The following is an 18,261-nucleotide window of genomic DNA, read 5'->3' as shown; positions in this document are numbered from 1 at the left end:
GTTGTAAATGCCTACATATAATATAAGACATATTACCCAGTACCTGTATGACGCACCTGTTATTGACAGTGTAACCCAGGTAAAAATTTATCCCTTTCACGGGAACGATCAGAACGTTATTCAGCAGGAAGTTGCCATTACAGGCGATCCTCCGCTGAATTTATTCATTGATTACTGGGGCAACCGGGTAGCTGTATTTACTATAACAGAGCCGCATTATACCGTAAAAATAGACAGTAAAATAGTGGTGCATACAGAATTGCCATCGCTGCGGCTGATGAAGCCGCTGCCGGAAATAATGCGGCTGGATTATACCCAACCCTTCCTGATCGGCTCCAATGATATCATTAACGATATCCTGTCCCGCGCACCGGTAAATGCGCACAAGCGTACCCTGGTAGAATGGTGCAGCCAGTATGTCTATCATCATTTTAAATACGAAAAAGGGGTTACCACTATAGAAACCACCATTGATGAAATCCTGCAGCACCAGCGCGGGGTATGCCAGGACTTTGCGCACCTGCTGCTGCACCTTTTAAGAACGCTGGGCATTACCTGCCGGTATGTAAGCGGCTATATTTGCCCCAACCGGAACGGCATGCGCGGCCAGGGCGCCACCCATGCCTGGGTGGAAGCCTGGGTGGATGAATATGGCTGGCATGGCATTGACCCTACCAATAATATGTGGGTGGCGGATGCACATGTAAAGCTGGCCGTAGGAAGGCATTTTAATGATTGCTCTCCAGTAAAAGGGTCCTTTAAGGGCATTGCCAATCAAAGCATGAACGTGTATGTTAGCGTAGGGTATGAAGACGGTCATACCATTGAAGACAATAACGAAGTGGAAATGCACCAGCAGAAAGTGCAGACGCCCGCCTTTATTCCCGAACAGTTTCATATACAGCAGCAGCAATAAAATACCCGCTTTATGGATGATTACCAGCAACCCGGGAGTTGATACCTGCATAGCCGCCGCGCAACCTTTGTTCCGCCTGTATTGGCCCATTTCAGGAAAATAGTGCATACCGCCTGCCCCGGTGCTTAAGAAACCATCAAACGGGGCTTTCCGAACTTCAGCTACCGGGAAAAAATCCTGTGCAGCATGGCTGCTTTTAAACAGCACGGCTCTTGGCTCCTGTGAGCCCCCTGTCAAAAATGCTGCCCTGTACTGATGGCCATCGGGCTGAGCACTGGTTACAGTGCTGCACAATTATATGCCTGTTAAAACTAATTAACTGTTGCTGCCTGCAATTATTTTTTACAAAAAGAGTCATACTGTAAAACAGGTTTATATATATGGCCCAACAATGGATTCCCGCAGTAGTACTGGCTATAATGCTTGCCGCATGTTCCGGCAGTAAAAAGATAATGCCCGCGGAAGCGCTGCATATGGATGCAGCCACCACACAGGCTTATCCCTCCCGGTTTTATGACGACAAAACGCATATCCGGTACGATTTCCGGAATGATGATAAAAACCTTTACGTGATACTGGAAACGGATAATGCCGCTGCAAAGATGCGGATATTGCGGGAAGGGGTGAAAGTCTATTTCAGCCCTTCGGGCTCAAAAGATGCCACAAGGTATGTTCAGTACCCGTATAACAATCCTGATCGTTCCGACAGCCATCGGGACCGTGGCAGCCTGCCGGGGCATCCCGGCGATACAACCACAGGCGGCAGGCGCCCGTTCTATCAGCAACAGCCGGATGACGAGCGCAATTATACTTCGTTCTACAAACAGGCAGCGCTTACTGACAATGGAAAAGCACAGTTGCTGGATGTAAACAGCACGGCTCCCGGCTCCCTTCATTTTTCGGCCACCAGCGATGCCAGTGGCTTCTTCAGGTACGTGGTCACTATTCCCAGAAGCCTGCTGGCCGTTAATAAGAACAATACGGTTATCGGCATCAGCATTGCCGAGCTGAAAAGACCCGGCGGGGAATCCGCCGTGCATGGAACAGCGCATACCCGCGTCAGCGCAGGAGGCGGTGGCATGCGGGGTGGTGGCATGGGAGGAGGAATGCATGGCATGCGGGGTGGCGGCATGCATGGAGGAGGAATGAGAGGCGGCGGAGCCGGTAACGGAGAAGGCAATTACAGCCATGAAGACGCCGGCGGTAAGATCGACTGGTGGTATAAGGTGGCGCTGGTATCCTGAGCCTATATCTCACTGAAGACGTCACCCCGGGTCTGTTCTCAGAGCTCACTCTGGACGTCATCCCGGACCTGTTCCGTGTCATCCCGGGCCTGTTCCGTGTCATCCCGGACGTGTTCCGGGATCTGTTAGCTGTATTCATTCCCATAGATGCTGAAACAAGTAGATGCTGAAACAAGTTCAGCACGACATCCGTAACGGAATGTCATCCCGGACTCGTCTCGGGATCACACAAACCATTCGTCAGAAAGGTCCTTCATATCAGGATTCTGCGTTTTGATCAGGTTTAGCTTCCACTCCCTGTGCCATCTTTTTAGTTGTTTTTCACGTGCTATCGCATTTCTGATATCAGAAAATTCTTCAAAATATACCAGGTAATAACATCGGTAGCGGGAAGTAAATCCCTTCTGCTCTCCACTTTTGTGCTCGCTCATCCTGCGTACAATATCGTTAGTAACACCGGTGTACAAAACGGTTCTTAAGTAATTGGAAACGATGTAAACAGTATAATGGTGTTCATTCATATGGTTTATTAACAGGCACTGCAAATGTACGAATTCATCTGCTGAAACAGGCAGTGCTGAAACAAGTTCCAACAGATGCTGAAACAAGTAGATGCTGAAACAAGTTCAGCACGACATCCGTAACGGAATGTCACCCCGGACCTGTTCCGTGTCATCCCGGGCTTGTTCCGTGTCATCCCGGACTTGTTCCGTGTCATCCCGGACTTGTTCCGGGATCTGTTTTAAAATGAGGCGGCAGATATGCGTTCCAATAGATGCTGAAACAGGCAGATGCTGAAACAAGCTCCAACAGATGCTGAAACAAGTAGATGCTGAAACAAGTTCAGCAGGACATCCGTAACGGAATGTCACCCTGCCCCGAATGTTCGGGGCAGGGTCTGCTTCAGGGTCAGAGCCCCGCCATCAGCTCATCAAGCCGCGCTTCGTGCGCCGGGCTTACCGGCACTACAGGCAACCGCATGGTATTTTTGCAATAGCCCATTTTGCTCAGCACGTATTTTACACCGGAAGGGCTGCCTTCCTTAAACAGCGCATCCACCATATCCAGGTATTTTAAATGAATGGGCAATGCCTCTTCAAATTTTCCGGCCAGGCAAAGACGCACCATATCCGAATAGTCTTTCGGGTAAGCGTTCGCAATTACGGAGATCAGGCCTTTTGCCCCGCAGGCAATCATGGGCAGGGTAATGGCATCATCACCACTGATCAGCATAAAATCATCCGGTTTGTTTTTCATGATCCGGTTGATCTGCTCAAAACTGCCGGAAGCTTCTTTGGTGGCAAAAATATTTTTACAGTCGTGCGCAATGCGCAGGGTCGTTTCCACAGAAACGCTCATGCCGGTACGCCCCGGTACATTATACATAATAATGGGAAGCGGTGCGGCGTCATTCAGCGCCTTATAATGCTGGTAAATGCCCTCCTGCCGGGGCTTATTATAATACGGCGACACGGATAGGAGCGCATCAAAGCCATCCAGCCGCATCTTTTTAAAAGCTTCCAGCACCTCGGCGGTATCGTTTCCACCAACCCCTGCCACCAGGGGCACCCGGCCCGCAGTGGCCTTCTTTACAAAATCAAACACCTCCTGCTCTTCCTCACGCGTTTGCGTGGCGCTTTCGCCGGTAGTGCCCACAGCCACCAGGTATTCCACCTTATTTTCAATCCAGAAATTAATTAAATTTTCAAAGCTGGCCCAGTCAATAGAACGGTCCTCATGAAACGGCGTTACAATCGCAATCCCCGTTCCTGTAAATTTTTGTTGAAGTGACATTTATGTTTGAGATTTCAGAGTTGAGATATCAGTTTTCAGCTATCAGTATTGAGTGGTCAGGAATCAGTTGATCAGTCAAAATCAGAGGGCACCAGCGTTTATTTCCTATTCATTTTTCACTATTGACCAACATTGGCCGCAGACGTATGGGTTGTATCCCCCTATTCCCTGCTTGCTACTCCCTGCTCCCTATTTATATTCCTGCCAGAACCCCATTTTGGAAAATTTCTCAATACGGTCGTTAATGCGTTTTTGAGGGTCCAGGGGTTTCAGTTCGTTCAGGGTGGCGATCAATTGCCGCTTCAGGTTTTCCGCGGCAACTTTATAATCCCAGTGCGCGCCACCGTCCGGCTCCGGTATAATGCCATCGATCAGGCCGAATTCCTTCATTTTAGCGGAAGTCAGCTTTAGCTGCTCGGCCGCCTTCATCTTATAATCCCAGCTTCTCCACAGGATCGTAGAACAGTTCTCCGGCGAAATAACGGTATACCAGGTATTTTCCATCATAAATACCCGGTCGCCCACGCCTATTCCCAGAGCGCCGCCACTGGCGCCTTCCCCAATGATCACGCAGATCACCGGCACCTTCAGGCGGATCATTTCATAAATATTCCGTGCAATGGCCTCTCCCTGTCCTCTCTCCTCCGCTTCCAGGCCGGGGTAAGCCCCCGGGGTATCAATTAAGGTAATAACCGGTTTGTTAAATTTTTCCGCCAGCTTCATCAGGCGCAGCGCCTTCCGGTACCCCTCCGGGTTGGCCATACCAAAATTGCGCAGTTGCCGTTTTTTGGTATTAGAGCCCTTCTGCTGGCCAATGATCATTACGGTTTGTCCGCCTAATGTAGCAAAACCGCCCACCATTGCCTTATCATCCCGCACGTTCCGGTCGCCATAGAGCTCCACGTAATTCTCAGTCATCAGCTCTATGTATTTATGGGTATAGGGCCGGTCCGGGTGGCGGCTCAGCTGCACGCGCTGCCAGTCTGTAAGGTGCCGGGTAATATCCCTCCGGGTCTCCACAACTTTTTGTTCCAGTTGCTCCACCTGGCCGGAAAGGTCGATCTGGGTCTTCCCCGCGCGCTCCTTTGTCAATTCAATCTCTTCGATCAGGTCCTTAATGGGCTTCTCAAAATCTAAAAACTGTCTAACCGGGTCTTGTGGCATAATTTTTTCTTATTACGGGTCGAAATTAAGCATTTATTAAATAGATGGGTGCGTTTGGAAATAAAACGTTGAAAAGTAGTGGCGGAAAATCTGTCTGACCGGGTTGTCCGGGCGGGAATAGATGCTGAAATAAGTTCCAATAGATGCTGAAACAAGTAGATGCTGAAGCAAGTAGATGCTGAAACAAGTTCAGCACGACATCCGTAACGGAATGTCATCCCGGACCTGTTCCGGGATCTGTTTTAAAGTGAGGCGGCAGATATGCGTTCCAACAGATGCCGAAACAATTCCGAACTATCGGAACGGCATGACAAAAGAAAGATTGATTTTCAAAACAATAACACATCTGTCATTGGCCTTTAGCCCGGGATCTGTTGTAATCAGGATAAATAAAATAGTAGCCTTTTAATAAATTCAAAATCTTTTCTTAATCTTGCAGCGTATCTTTGCAGACATTTATTCTCGAAACCATTGATTTTTATGAAAATACATACGTCCGTCCCCATCCGGGCCTTCCAGAAAGGGGTTTTTGCGCCCTTTCTTTTTGCCATTTTATTAATGGCCTCCTGTAGTACGCCGCGAAACCTGGTCTATTTCAGCAACCTGCCAAAGGATGGCGATACCAGCGAGATCGTTAATAAAATGACGCCCAGAATTGAAAAAGGCGATATCCTGGGTATTTCCATTACGACCTTAAACCCGGAATACAATCAATTGTTCAGCTCCGGCGCCGTAAACCAGAACCTGGCCACCGTTCAGGGCACCACTCCTAATACGGTAAACACGTTTAATAATGCCAATTTTGACGCTACCCGTAATGGCTACCCCGTAGATGAGAACGGCCAGGTAAACCTGCCCATATTGGGCAAGGTGGATGTGGCAGGGCTTACCCGTAAGGAAGCACAGGACAAGATCACTGCGGAAGTAGCCAAAACCGCCAAAGAACCTATTGTCAATGTAAAATTCCTCAACTATAAAGTAACCGTGATCGGGGAAGTAGCCCGCCCCGGCTCCTTTACCATACCGGACGACCGGGTGAATGTGCTGGAAGCCCTGGGCATGGCGGGCGATATGACTCCTTATGCCATCCGGGAAAATGTGCTGGTCATCCGGGAAAAAAACGGCGCCCGTACTATGGAACGTTTAAACCTCACGGATAAGAACGTATTTCAATCTCCGTATTTCTACCTTCAGCAGAATGATGTGGTCTATGTACAGCCCGAAAACAAACTAAAAGCCCGCCAGGCAGACGCCAGTAATTACCGCTGGATTCCGATTGCAACGGCCGGTATTTCAGCAGTTGCTGTGCTTTTGGCCGCCTTGCTTCGAAATTAAATTTATATAACTTCAGATCGCACTTAAGTAGTTACAACGATAAATAAGTAATTACGAGCAACAAACCATAAACATTAAATTGAGCTTTATAATGAACGAAGAATCGATTATCTCTAATGAACAACCGAAGGAATTAAATTTACGGGCAGAGCTCACCCGTTATACCCGCAACTGGTACTGGTTTGCACTAGGGGTACTGATTTGCCTTATCCTGGCTTTTTTATATTTGCGTTATACGACTCCGGTATACCAGACAAGTGCCGAGTTGCTGGTCAAAGATGATAAAAAAGGAGGTGGTGGTGCTGCGGATGCCATGCAGATGTTCCAGGACCTGGATATTTTTAATACTACCAAGAGCGTGGATAATGAAGTACGGGTCTTAAAAAGTAAAAGCCTGTTGCAAAGAGCAATGCGGCAATTACCAGGTTTACAACCTACCCAGCTGGTTCAAGGGAATATACGTACTTCTGAGGCTTATGGAGAAAATAGGCCTTTTATAATCCAGATCGATACATTATATGAAGATTCACTTTTAAAAAAAGGAGTTGGAAACTATACTATTTCTGTAAATAAAGAGCATACAGGATTTACATTAACGCAAGAAATCGATAATAAGACCCAATATTTCCGATTCGGGCAAAAAATACAAACACTTTTTGGCAGTTTTAGCATCAATCCTAATCCACGGTTCCGGTTTTCTGGGGACGAGATCCTACTCCGCTTCAATAATATTAAGGAATATGCGGCAGATTATGCTAAAAATATGTCTATCGATGTAAGTGATCAACAAACCAGTACCATTATTATCACTGTCAAAGATCCCGTTTCACAGAAGGCTATTGATATTATTAACAAGTTGATCGAGGTGTATAACCAGGATGCCATTGATGATAAAAATATTGTTTCACGAAATACGGTAGCCTTTATCGATGACCGGTTGCGTACGCTCGTGGGCGAACTTTCCGGAGTGGAAAAAAAAGTATCGGAGTTTAAAGAAAAGAACCAAATCACCGATGTTACTTCAGATATCAACGCCTATATGACCCAGACCCAGGGGCTCTACCAGAAACTGGAAGACGCCAAGCTGCAGGCCAATATACTCAGCTCCCTGCAGACCTATATCAGCAAGCCTGGCAATGAGCATACCTTGGTACCTACCTCCCTCGGCATCCAGGACCCAACTCTGAATGGACTCATCCAGAGTTTTAACGACCTGCAGTTAAAACGCCAGCAAACCCTGGCCACGGTGGAGCCGGATAATATCCTGGTGCAGAATATTGACAAAAGCATCAATACCGTGCGCAAAAGCATTTCCGAGAATATCCGCAACCTGCAAAAGGGGGTGAATGTGACCCAGGGGCTGATCAACCAGGATTATGGGCAGTTCCAGTCAAAGATCAAAACCGTTCCGGCGGTGGAACGGCAATTGCTGGAGATACAGCGGGAACAGGGCATCAAGCAAACCATTTACCAGTATCTGTTGCAGAAAAAAGAGGAATCACTGATCTCCCTGGCTGCTACGGTATCCAATTCCCGGATTATTGATGATACTGCTGCTGATGATAAACCGGTATCACCTAAAAGAATGCTGGTATACTTGGGAGCCCTGGTTGCTGGACTACTGATTCCCTTTGGTATTATGTATATAATAGACTTACTAAATGATAAAGTTCGCTTACAAAAAGATATTCTTTCCCGTACCAATATCCCCATACTGGGTGAAATTATGCATGCTCAGTCCGATGAGGAACTGGTGGTAAAAGAGAACACCCGCACTCCGATTTCTGAAATGTTCCGGCTGATCCGCAGCAATCTCAAATTTGCCACATCAGGTAAGGAGGATAAAGTCATTCTGACCACTTCCAGTATGAGCGGCGAGGGCAAGACCTTTTTCTGTACCAACCTGGGGGCTAGCTTAGTTTTGAGCGGTAAAAAAGTAGTGCTGCTGGAATTTGATCTCCGCAAACCAAAATTATTAAAAGGTTTGCATATCACCGCTGCTAAGGGCATTTCGAACTTCGTAATTGACAAAAATCTGAGACCTGCAGACCTGGTGCAGCCGGTAAAGGAGCTTAATGGTATGTATGTCATCGGTGCCGGACCTATTCCTCCCAATCCTTCCGAATTGCTGTTAAGCGACCGGATCGGGGAACTGATCAACAGCCTTAAACAGGAATATGATCATATTATTATAGACTGTCCTCCTGTGGGCCAGGTGTCAGATGCCTTTACCCTGGGCGCCTTTGCTGATATCAGCGCTTATGTAGTGCGTTATAATTATACCTTTAAAGAGCAGTTGAATATTGTGCAGGATATTTATACCAACAAAAAACTCAATAACCTCATGATCGTGCTCAATGATGCTAAGCCTAAAAATTCTTACGGGTATGGGTATGGATACGGATATGGATATGGATACGCTAGTGATAGTCTCAAAAAGAGAACCTTGAAACAAAGAATTAAAAAGCTATTTAAGCAATAAATAAGGCAGAACAAGTATGAGTAAAAAACAAATTTTAGTCACCGGTGGCGCTGGATTTATTGGCTCTAATCTAACCGAGTATTTCTTAAATAAGAGGGGGTATACCGTACGGGTATTGGATAATTTTTCCACCGGTCACCGTCTCAATATTGAGCCTTTTTTAACCAACCCCGATTTTGAATTGCTGGAAGGTGATATCCGGAACCCGGATACCTGCCAGCAGGCGGTAAAGGGCTGTCATTATGTGCTGCACCAGGCCGCCCTGGGCTCCGTACCTCGTTCCATCAAAGACCCGATCACTACCAATGAGGTCAATATTTCCGGGTTCCTGAATATGCTGGTAGCGGCCCGGGATGCGGGCGTGCAGCGTTTTGTATACGCCGCCAGTTCTTCTACCTATGGCGATTCGGCATCTCTCCCCAAGGTAGAGGACAAAATCGGGAAGCCGCTTTCTCCCTATGCCATAACCAAGTATGTAAACGAGCTTTATGCCGATATTTTCAGCCGTACCTATGGGCTGCCCACCATTGGCCTGCGCTATTTTAATGTATTTGGCCGCCGGCAGGACCCTAACGGGGCCTATGCCGCGGTGATCCCGCTTTTTGTAAAGAAACTGATGAATCATGAAAGCCCGGTGATCAATGGTACCGGCGATTACTCAAGGGATTTCACTTATATCGACAATGTGATCCAGATGAATGAACGGGCCATGCTGACTGAGAGCCCGGAAGCAGTAAATACCATATATAATACTGCCGTGGGCGACCGTACCACATTGAATCAACTGGTAGCGCTTTTAAAAGAATACCTGTCAGCCTATGATCCAGCCATCAGCCAGGTAGCCGTCATCCGCGGCCCGGAGCGGGCAGGCGATATTCCTCATTCGCAAGCTAGCATTGAAAAAGCTAAATCTTTATTAAGTTATGCACCTTCTCACCATTTTGCAGATGGTTTAAAATTAGCAGTAGAATGGTATTGGAACAATCTTTAATTCCATATATGTAATGTGTAATGAAATTTAGGGAAGATATCCAAGGTATTAGAGCTTTCGCAGTCCTTTTAGTATTTCTGTTTCATATTAGTCCTCATCTCCTGTCTGGGGGGTTTATTGGTGTAGACATTTTTTTTGTTATATCCGGTTATCTTATATCAGGGATAATATTACATAAAAAACAAAAACATTCTTTCAAATATTTAGACTTTTATTTAAGCCGGTTTAAGCGGATTGTTCCTGTATTTTACTGTTTTTTATTGATTATTTTTAGTGTTGGAGCCATTATATATCTCAACCGAGATATGCAGTCTCTACGACTTAATGTTTTTTGGGCTGCTATTTTCAATTCTAACTATTATCTATCGACTTTAGATACTTATTTTGGCGCTACAAGTAGTGAAAATCCACTATTACATACATGGACACTGGCAGTTGAAATGCAGTTTTATTTTATATTGCCATTGGGTTTAATGTTAATTAAAAGGAAATCAAATCTTCAACTATTCGTACTCCTTCTTATAGTTAGCTTAACTGCATATTCATATTACAATAGCACATACTTAAACAATAAGGATGGAATGTATTATTCTTTATTGGCCAGGATACCTGAATTCTTAATTGGCACTTTGATTGTGGTAAATGAAAAATATTTACGTTTAAAAATAAAAAACTCAAATTTAACTTCTTTGTTAAGTATAGTAGTTTTACTTTTTTGTGCTATTACATTTAATGAAGAAAGCAATTTTCCTGGAATCCTTGTATTAGCACCATGCATAGCCACATCTTTATTATTATTATCTCAAAATAGTTTTATCAATCAGAAAATATTAAGTTCTAAATTTTTTGTTCATATTGGAGAACTTTCCTATTCTATATATTTATGGCATTGGCCTATAATGGCATACTTTCGGTATTACAACTATGATACCACTTTTACACTGTTTGAAATCCTAATTATAATATCGCTTACTTATATCCTATCCTATTTATCCTATCTTTTTATAGAAAAGCCATATAGGAAATCATCAACAAAAAAATTCTTAACCCTAGTTTCATGTAATGCAGCCCTTTTATGTGGCTTATTTTTTATTATTCCACCAATTAATAAAAGGGTAATCAAGATCCCTGATAATTTTTCCAGACCTATCTTCGGTTTGAAATCTCACGCACAGAATTTTGAGAAGGTTGATTTTTTAGGAGACACTTCTAAACCGTACGACTCTCTTTTATTAATTGGAGATAGTCATGCTTTAGTATATAAAAGTGTGTTAAATAATATAGGGGAACTTTATAAATTTAATTTTCGCACAGTAACGAATAATACCTACCCCAATATACCTGGAATTGAAAAAAAGGATTTTCCTGATGTACGTTATTATAACCAGTATCTTAAGTTGATCCAACCAACTTCAATTGAATTAAAAAATGCGCATTTAATAATAATAGCATCTATATGGCTGGAACGTATACATTCTTTACCCGGCTCATTCGAATCTTTAGTTACTAATCTTAGGAAAGATCAAAAAGTTATTATTTTAAGTGATTTTCCTGTTTTAGATAAAGATCCTATTAGAGTTAACAGGAATTATTTAAAGGATAGTAGAAAAAAGAATATTTATGACGTAAAGATTAATATGGCTCCGGCCTGGCTTGAAAATTTAAAAAATAAGTATAAAAATATCTATTTTTTAGATTTAGACTATAATGCGTTTAGAGATGATATTCCTTTTGTAAATGATACAGTAATGTATTATGATAGAGATCATTTAAATCTTTTTGGTACTAAAATTCTATCACAAAGAATTGGAAAGGATTTTATGAATAAGTTGAGACAAATACAATCAAAATAGTTTAATATGAAAAAAAATATTGCAGTAATAGGATTAGGATACGTTGGTCTCCCTCTAGCTCGTTTATTTGCTACAAAATATCCAGTTGTGGGATTCGATATCAATAAGAACCGGATAAGCGAACTTAACAATGGCCATGATCATACCCTAGAGGTAGAAGATTCAGTTTTAAAATCGGTATTAAAGAGTAGTCCTTCTTTTAAACAGACCGGGCTCTATTGCTCTACTGACTTGAATGATATTATGGATGCCAATATTTACATTGTCACTGTGCCAACCCCGGTAGATAAAAATAACCGGCCGGACCTCACCCCTCTTTATAAAGCCAGTGAAACAGTAGGAAAGGTCTTAAAAAAAGGAGACATAGTCATCTATGAATCTACAGTATATCCAGGAGTAACAGAGGAGGAATGTGTGCCGGTGCTGGAAAAAGTATCTGGTCTAAAATTCAATAAAGATTTCTACGCAGGTTACTCTCCCGAACGTATCAATCCTGGTGATAAAGAACATACAGTGGAAAAAATAATGAAAGTGACATCTGGTAGCACCCCTGAAATTGGGGTTATAGTTAATGATCTATATAAATCAGTGATTACCGCCGGAACACACCTTGCTCCCACGATTAAAGTTGCAGAAGCTGCAAAGGTAATTGAGAATTCCCAACGGGATATTAACATTGCATTTGTAAATGAATTAGCAAAAATTTTTAATCTCCTTAATATCGACACTCATGCTGTATTAGAAGCAGCTGGAACCAAATGGAACTTTTTGGCGTTCAGACCTGGGCTCGTTGGAGGACACTGTATAGGGGTTGACCCTTACTATTTAGCACAAAAAGCGCAGGAACAAGGTTATCATCCAGAAATTATTCTGGCAGGTCGTCGTTTGAATGATTCTATGGGAGAATATATAGCCTCACAAGTAGTAAAAGCGATGATTAAAAAAGGAATTAACGTTAATGGGTCAGACGTTTTGATGCTGGGAATTACTTTTAAAGAAAACTGCCCGGATGTAAGAAATACAAAAATTGTAGATGTTATAAAAGCCTTAATCAACTATGGAATAAACGTGGAAATTCACGACCCTTGGGCCAATATTACAGAAGTTAAGCACGAATATAATATTGATTGTTTAAGTGAATTACCTAAGAAATCCTTTGATGCGGTTGTTCTGGGAGTTGCTCATCAAGAGTTCTTAACCATGGACATAGAAAAATTGAAAAAGAAAAATGGAATAATTTATGATGTAAAAGGACAATTAAAGAATGCAAGCGTTGATATGAAACTATAATAAAGTAATTACAAATAAATTAAAATAAGCATTCGACTATTAATGATTAAAACTGTATATTCTTTTCGCAAGAACATTAAGGACAGAGCTTTTGCTCAGACCTCTTATTTACTGATTTCAACAGTACTGGGTATTATTTTAGGAGTAATCTCGACCTCTTTACTGACTCGGGTTCTAGGAAAGGAACAATATGGAAATTATGCACTAATTTTCAATATTTTTAGTTTTTGCCAGATAATTTTTAGTTTTGGAGTATTTCATTCAATATCCCGATTAGTTGCAATTACAAATGATCCCAAGAAAGTTCGTGGGTATTATTTAGCAGGGTGTTTTTTAGTGCTATTACTTTTTGTTATTATGTCGATAGCACTAATTTTTTATGCGTATTTCTCAAAAAGTATTGCTAAAAGTAATTTAACTGGAATTTTGTTGATCTCTATTCCACTTTCGTGGGTATATCTTTTAACAAATCTTAATGAAAGCTTTCTTCAAGGAGACAATAAAATCAACTTATTGTCAATGTCTAGATTTCTTCCAAAGGTTTATTTTACTCTTACTTTAGCTATTGTTTATTTTTGTTCCTTGCGGGCTGACTTAATTTCAATGATCTTAATAAATTATTTTACTTTTATATTAGCATATGCTTATATTTTTATTAAGACAAAGCCCACGAAAAGCAATTTCAAAAGGAGGCTATTAGAAATTTTTTCGGCAACCAAACGATTCGGTTTTGATATTTATTTTGGCGCTTTAGTAGCATCTGGAAGTGGAAGCTTATCTGGGATTCTGATAAGTCAATTTGGAGTTAATAATATTGAGGTAGGCTATTATACATTAGCCACCTTTTTGTCATCGCCTTTAACATTAGTTCCCAATATAATAGCTACCGTGCAATTTAAAAGCTTTTCAAAAAGCAATAAGATTAGTAGGAATTTAACATTAACAATGTTAGGTATCAGTTTATCTCTTTTTATTGCAATAGTCCTCTCAGCAAAATTTGTTATCCTATTAGTATTTGGAAAAGATTTTATTAATGCAATTGACATATTAAAATATTTATCAATTGGCTACGTACTATATGGCATTGGCGACTACTATAATAGGTTCTTATTAGCAAAAGGAAAAGGAAAAGAATTAAGAAATGCATCATTTTATGTAGGAATCACCTTGTTAATTGCAAATGTTGCCTTCATTAAACTATTTGGTGGGCAGGGGGCGGCAATTGCAAGAATTGTCTCGGGATTAATGTATACTTTCGTAATTCTATACTATTATAAACGAGAAACAAATACATGATTATAAATTTTATAATAATAACGCTATTTATTTTGTGTATTTTGTTTCCAAAATCCAAATTCATTGCATTTATTGCTTTCTTATTTATGTGGCAGCTTTGGGGATGGAATAGTTGGAATGGTGATTATAATAGCTATAGACTACTTTATGAGACAATTGGAAGGTTCGGAATTTCCAGCAGTGATATAGAAGTAGGTTATGCATTCATGAATAAAATAAGTTATAATCTTGGGCTGTCTTTTCAAAACTTTATGGGTGTTTTTTCTTTTATAGTTTTGGGATTAACATATCTATTTATTTCCAGATCGCCATATCCTGCAATTCTCGCAATGCTCTATTTCCTTATTTTTATTATGGAATTCGTATTTATGCGCAACTATATGGCTGATACTTTCTTTTTATTATTCTTAGGAGTTGTGATGGGTTCGGCAAAACAGAAAAAAATTAAATCTTTTTTCCTTTTAGGTTTAGCATTACTGTTTCATAACACTGCTATCGTTTATTTTGCTTTTTTGATAGTATTTATTGATAAGATTAAGCCCAGAAAGCTCTTTTATATTGTCGCTTCCGTTGTGTTGGTTCTTTTTACTTCTCTAACTTTCTTTCTTTCTTTTATTAGTAGCACCACCATTAATTCAAAAATAGCTTATTATTATACTGATGCAAGCCCCATCGGGCCAGCTATAGGGCATTTATTAATCGTATCATCACTAGCATTCTTCATTTCATATTCAAAAAAATATCTATCATCCCTACCTGCTAAAGTTCAAGAAAATACAACTTTGTTTACAAAAGTTAACATAATTTCCTTAATCTATATTCCACTGTACTTTTTTCTTCCTAATTTCAGTAGGTTCTTTAAGGTGTTGTTTGTAATAAATCTATTTTATATTCTATATCTAATTTTCTTTTATCAAAGACGGAATTATAGATCTATGTTAGTAACGATACTGGTTGCTGTTTATCTAATTATTATATATCAATTCTCTTATAGCACACTTGATTATACCTATTACCCTTTAATCAATTCGAATTTAATTTATAGCGATATATGAAATTCGCAATGATAGCATCCCATTATGTTCCTATAAGAGATGCATCTTCTCTAAGGATTCATAGCTATTGTAAATCACTGGCAGAGGCTGGTCATCAAGTCAGTGTTTTAATTGTCTATCCTTCTCTAACTGACATACCAAAATCAGGAAATTTCGAAGGAGTCAATTATCATTATATTTCTCCCAAAAGCTATTATACAAGAAATATACTTTACAAATTTTTTTATAGGTTATCTGGATTGCTTTTTATTCGAAAATTTACTAGGAAAAATAAAATTGACGCCATCTTATCTTATCATGATAATATTCTCACAAACTGTTTTCTGAAATTCTTTGTGTCATTTACGTCTGTTCCATATATAATTGATAAAACAGAATATCCATATGGATATTTCAATAAATCATGGCTTCAAAAAAAAATAATCGATTTTAATTTGCGGTTATTTAGTGGAATTATTGTCATCACCAAAGAGTTAAAAACATTCTATTCAAGGTTTTCTAGTAGTATATTTTTATTACCCATGACAATCGCGCCTGATCGATTTCAAGGTATTAGTAAAACTCCTAGCCCTTACCCATATATAGCTTTAACATTCGGAACTCATAATAGAGATGGATTGTTTGAAAGTGTAATTGCATATAACAGCTATTGCAAACTTATACAAGATAGCCCATTCTTATTATACTTAGTAGGTGATTTTGAGAAACTCTGTGAAAAATTTCCAGCTTGTTTGGGAATAAGAACATATATTCATGAAAATGGTCTTGATAATTATGTTCAAATATTAGGAAAACAACCCATAGATACAGTACCAACAATTTTAATCTCCGCAAATTGCCTATTAACAACCCCTGCTAAATTTTCGTCCGGTGGTTTTCCAACTAAACTAGGAGAATACCTACTTTCAAGTGTTCCTGTAGTAGCAACAAACGCGGGAGAAATATCAGACTATGTTACAAATGGCTATGATATTCTATTATCCAAGGTAGGAGATCTGGATGATGTTGCTAAGAATATCTTATTTGTGCACCAGCATCCTAAAGAAGCAAACATAATAGGAAAAAATGGAATGCGGACTGCCAAAGAGAAGTTTAATGCAGCAACATACACGGATGCATTAGTTAAATTTATTATTTCTTTAAAAGAAATGAAATGAAGAAAAAAAAAGTATTAATCATTCCTAATTCAGGTCTTACTAAGATTAAGGAAGATTTTTATGTAGATGAAAGAACTGGAAAATTTGCTTTGGAACTCCAAAATTTAGGAAATAAAGTAATTTTTTTTGGGCAAGCAGTAAAAGTGGATACAATTATTCATACATTTAAACTAAAAGAAAACGGAATAGAAGTTATTTCTTTAGATAGAAAAAAAAATAAACTATTAAATTATATATGTTTATATATAAAAAGCTTAAAACCCATATTTTCTGCTGATTATATATACATATTCTACCCTAATGCATTAAAATTCACCGGATTAGAAGCAATTCTGCTCAGAAAAAGATACGGATTATACATTAGGGGCATGAACCATTTAAAAGGAAAGTTTTCAAGAATTTTATACAAAAATTCAGACGCTGTTTTTACAGTTTCCAATTTTTTTACAGCTTATGTTAATAAAGTAGTTGGAAAAAATATAGCAGAAACAATTAGACCTATGATAGCTCTAACCAATAAAGACATTATTAGGGATAGGGTTTATAATGCAAAACATCAGTATAAATTACTATATCTGGGACGAATAACGAAAGAAAAAGGACTTTATGAGCTTTTAGAGGCCATTAATGAGTTAAAATCGGATGGAATTAATTTACAGTTAAAAATTGTAGGGGATGGAGATGAAATTAATAGCTTAAAAAAAACATGTCGACAATTAAATCTGCTGGATACTGTGTCATTTGAAGGCCCATGTTATGACCAACGTCTAATCGTAAAATATTATTTGAATGCTGATATCTACATACTTCCAACATATAGCGAGGGTTTTCCACGAACACTTTATGAAGCAATGGTATATGGTACACCTATTGTTACTACATTTGTGGGAGGAATTCCGTCCATAATGAAAAATGAATTTAATTGTTTGGAAATAATACCGCAATCGGCAAAGTCCATCGTTGATGTTGTAAAAAGATTAATAACCAATTACTCTCAGGTTATTGGTTATACAAAAAATGCGACAACAACTATTGAACGAATTTTAGACACAAATAAATTAACCCATGCTCAGGCATTAAATAAAAGAATTAACTAATGGATAAGATTTGGAATGGAAAATTATCAGGATTAATTAGTACACTATTAGTTTTAGTTGAAATAATTCTTGGAAAAATATTTAACAAAATTTCAACAATTTTATTTATCTCAAATATCAAAAAAGCAGGGGAAAATGTGTCTATCATAAGAGGAATTTCATATAGATTTCCCAAAAATATAGAAATGGAAAGCAATATTACCATAGGAAAAAACACATCATTTTTTGCAGAAAATATTCCGAGCAAAGGTTTATTAATCCAAGATGGGGTCAGCATTGGAGGCTACTGCCACATTGATTTTTCAGGAGGAATAATCATTAAAAAGGATGCTCATATCGCACATAGAGTTTCTATATCTACTCACGACCATGGTTATGATTATAAAAATCCGCCGGTGGGCAAAAGTTTAGAAATTGGAGAAGGCGCGTTTATTGGTTCAGATTCTTGTATTCTTCACAATGTTTCTGTAATAGGGAAAAAGGCGGTCATTGGCACTGGAGCAATTGTAACAAAAGATGTACCTGATTATGCAGTAGTTGCGGGCAATCCAGCGAGAATAATTAAATATATAACTGTTAATAAATAA

Annotated in this window: 15 protein-coding genes; 12 read left to right on the top strand and 3 right to left on the bottom strand. The window is 39.8% G+C overall.

Annotated features, from left to right (window positions below; genetic code table 11):
- Nucleotides 1-7 precede the first annotated feature (7 nt).
- Complete coding sequence (locus A8C56_RS08080) at nt 8-916, top strand: transglutaminase family protein (RefSeq protein WP_067754317.1); 909 nt, start codon at nt 8-10, stop codon at nt 914-916.
- Nucleotides 917-1,296: 380 nt separating this feature from the next.
- Nucleotides 1,297-2,160 (top strand): hypothetical protein, encoded by an 864-nt coding sequence (locus A8C56_RS08075; protein WP_067754316.1) that lies wholly within the window; start codon nt 1,297-1,299, stop codon nt 2,158-2,160.
- 224 nt (nt 2,161-2,384) lie between these two features.
- Here the strand turns inward: A8C56_RS08075 and A8C56_RS08070 are convergent, their stop codons facing one another.
- The 3 genes from A8C56_RS08070 to A8C56_RS08060 all read right to left on the bottom strand — a co-directional run bounded on the left by A8C56_RS08070 (nt 2,385) and on the right by A8C56_RS08060 (nt 5,118).
- Complete coding sequence (locus A8C56_RS08070; RefSeq protein ID WP_067761754.1) at nt 2,385-2,681, bottom strand: GIY-YIG nuclease family protein; 297 nt, start codon at nt 2,679-2,681, stop codon at nt 2,385-2,387.
- A gap of 388 nt (nt 2,682-3,069) precedes the next feature.
- Complete coding sequence (dapA, locus tag A8C56_RS08065) at nt 3,070-3,954, bottom strand: 4-hydroxy-tetrahydrodipicolinate synthase (RefSeq protein ID WP_067754314.1); 885 nt, start codon at nt 3,952-3,954, stop codon at nt 3,070-3,072.
- Between the two features lie 189 nt (nt 3,955-4,143).
- The gene (locus tag A8C56_RS08060) at nt 4,144-5,118 is read right to left on the bottom strand and encodes an acetyl-CoA carboxylase carboxyltransferase subunit alpha (protein ID WP_067754312.1); all 975 of its coding nucleotides are present in this window, start codon (nt 5,116-5,118) and stop codon (nt 4,144-4,146) included.
- A gap of 480 nt (nt 5,119-5,598) precedes the next feature.
- On the opposite strand from A8C56_RS08060, the gene A8C56_RS08055 reads away from it, so the two are divergent.
- From A8C56_RS08055 to A8C56_RS08010, 10 genes are all read left to right on the top strand, one after another.
- Entirely contained in the window at nt 5,599-6,453 is an 855-nt protein-coding gene (locus A8C56_RS08055) for a polysaccharide biosynthesis/export family protein (protein ID WP_067754309.1), read from the top strand.
- 91 nt (nt 6,454-6,544) lie between these two features.
- Entirely contained in the window at nt 6,545-8,935 is a 2,391-nt protein-coding gene (locus tag A8C56_RS08050) for a GumC family protein (RefSeq protein ID WP_067754306.1), read from the top strand.
- A gap of 16 nt (nt 8,936-8,951) precedes the next feature.
- Entirely contained in the window at nt 8,952-9,926 is a 975-nt protein-coding gene (locus A8C56_RS08045) for an SDR family oxidoreductase (protein ID WP_067754303.1), read from the top strand.
- A 20-nt stretch (nt 9,927-9,946) separates the two neighbouring features.
- Nucleotides 9,947-11,779, top strand: coding sequence for an acyltransferase family protein (locus A8C56_RS08040; protein WP_067754301.1), 1,833 nt, complete (start codon nt 9,947-9,949; stop codon nt 11,777-11,779).
- 6 nt (nt 11,780-11,785) lie between these two features.
- A complete protein-coding gene (locus A8C56_RS08035) occupies nt 11,786-13,069 on the top strand; it encodes a nucleotide sugar dehydrogenase (RefSeq protein WP_067754298.1) in 1,284 nt (427 codons plus the stop codon).
- A gap of 42 nt (nt 13,070-13,111) precedes the next feature.
- Nucleotides 13,112-14,365, top strand: coding sequence for an oligosaccharide flippase family protein (locus tag A8C56_RS08030; protein ID WP_067754296.1), 1,254 nt, complete (start codon nt 13,112-13,114; stop codon nt 14,363-14,365).
- Nucleotides 14,362-15,420: an EpsG family protein gene (locus tag A8C56_RS25475; protein ID WP_067754295.1), complete on the top strand. Its 1,059-nt coding sequence runs from the start codon at nt 14,362-14,364 to the stop codon at nt 15,418-15,420. Before A8C56_RS08030 ends, A8C56_RS25475 begins: the two co-directional genes overlap by 4 nt.
- Entirely contained in the window at nt 15,417-16,577 is a 1,161-nt protein-coding gene (locus A8C56_RS08020; protein ID WP_067754292.1) for a glycosyltransferase, read from the top strand. Before A8C56_RS25475 ends, A8C56_RS08020 begins: the two co-directional genes overlap by 4 nt.
- Entirely contained in the window at nt 16,574-17,674 is a 1,101-nt protein-coding gene (locus A8C56_RS08015; RefSeq protein ID WP_067754289.1) for a glycosyltransferase family 4 protein, read from the top strand. Before A8C56_RS08020 ends, A8C56_RS08015 begins: the two co-directional genes overlap by 4 nt.
- Nucleotides 17,674-18,261: an acyltransferase gene (locus tag A8C56_RS08010; RefSeq protein WP_067754287.1), complete on the top strand. Its 588-nt coding sequence runs from the start codon at nt 17,674-17,676 to the stop codon at nt 18,259-18,261. The genes A8C56_RS08015 and A8C56_RS08010 overlap by 1 nt, the downstream gene beginning before the upstream one ends.

It is taken from the genome of Niabella ginsenosidivorans (assembly GCF_001654455.1).
Taxonomy (GTDB): domain Bacteria; phylum Bacteroidota; class Bacteroidia; order Chitinophagales; family Chitinophagaceae; genus Niabella; species Niabella ginsenosidivorans.
The sequence above is the reverse complement of the archived record's forward strand: the minus strand, read 5'-3'. Positions and strand labels throughout refer to the sequence as shown.

Excerpts from the sequence above, each read along its gene's own strand:
- A8C56_RS08015 (WP_067754289.1), top strand. The coding sequence starts at position 16,574 with ATGAAGAAAAAAAAAGTATTAATCATTCCTAATTCAGGTCTTACTAAG.
- A8C56_RS08050 (WP_067754306.1), top strand. The coding sequence starts at position 6,545 with ATGAACGAAGAATCGATTATCTCTAATGAACAACCGAAGGAATTAAAT.
- A8C56_RS08040 (WP_067754301.1), top strand. The coding sequence starts at position 9,947 with ATGAAATTTAGGGAAGATATCCAAGGTATTAGAGCTTTCGCAGTCCTT.
- A8C56_RS08045 (WP_067754303.1), top strand. The coding sequence starts at position 8,952 with ATGAGTAAAAAACAAATTTTAGTCACCGGTGGCGCTGGATTTATTGGC.
- A8C56_RS08020 (WP_067754292.1), top strand. The coding sequence starts at position 15,417 with ATGAAATTCGCAATGATAGCATCCCATTATGTTCCTATAAGAGATGCA.
- A8C56_RS08070 (WP_067761754.1), bottom strand. The coding sequence starts at position 2,681 with ATGAATGAACACCATTATACTGTTTACATCGTTTCCAATTACTTAAGA.
- A8C56_RS25475 (WP_067754295.1), top strand. The coding sequence starts at position 14,362 with ATGATTATAAATTTTATAATAATAACGCTATTTATTTTGTGTATTTTG.
- A8C56_RS08060 (WP_067754312.1), bottom strand. The coding sequence starts at position 5,118 with ATGCCACAAGACCCGGTTAGACAGTTTTTAGATTTTGAGAAGCCCATT.
- A8C56_RS08010 (WP_067754287.1), top strand. The coding sequence starts at position 17,674 with ATGGATAAGATTTGGAATGGAAAATTATCAGGATTAATTAGTACACTA.
- dapA (WP_067754314.1), bottom strand. The coding sequence starts at position 3,954 with ATGTCACTTCAACAAAAATTTACAGGAACGGGGATTGCGATTGTAACG.
- A8C56_RS08035 (WP_067754298.1), top strand. The coding sequence starts at position 11,786 with ATGAAAAAAAATATTGCAGTAATAGGATTAGGATACGTTGGTCTCCCT.
- A8C56_RS08030 (WP_067754296.1), top strand. The coding sequence starts at position 13,112 with ATGATTAAAACTGTATATTCTTTTCGCAAGAACATTAAGGACAGAGCT.
- A8C56_RS08080 (WP_067754317.1), top strand. The coding sequence starts at position 8 with ATGCCTACATATAATATAAGACATATTACCCAGTACCTGTATGACGCA.
- A8C56_RS08055 (WP_067754309.1), top strand. The coding sequence starts at position 5,599 with ATGAAAATACATACGTCCGTCCCCATCCGGGCCTTCCAGAAAGGGGTT.
- A8C56_RS08075 (WP_067754316.1), top strand. The coding sequence starts at position 1,297 with ATGGCCCAACAATGGATTCCCGCAGTAGTACTGGCTATAATGCTTGCC.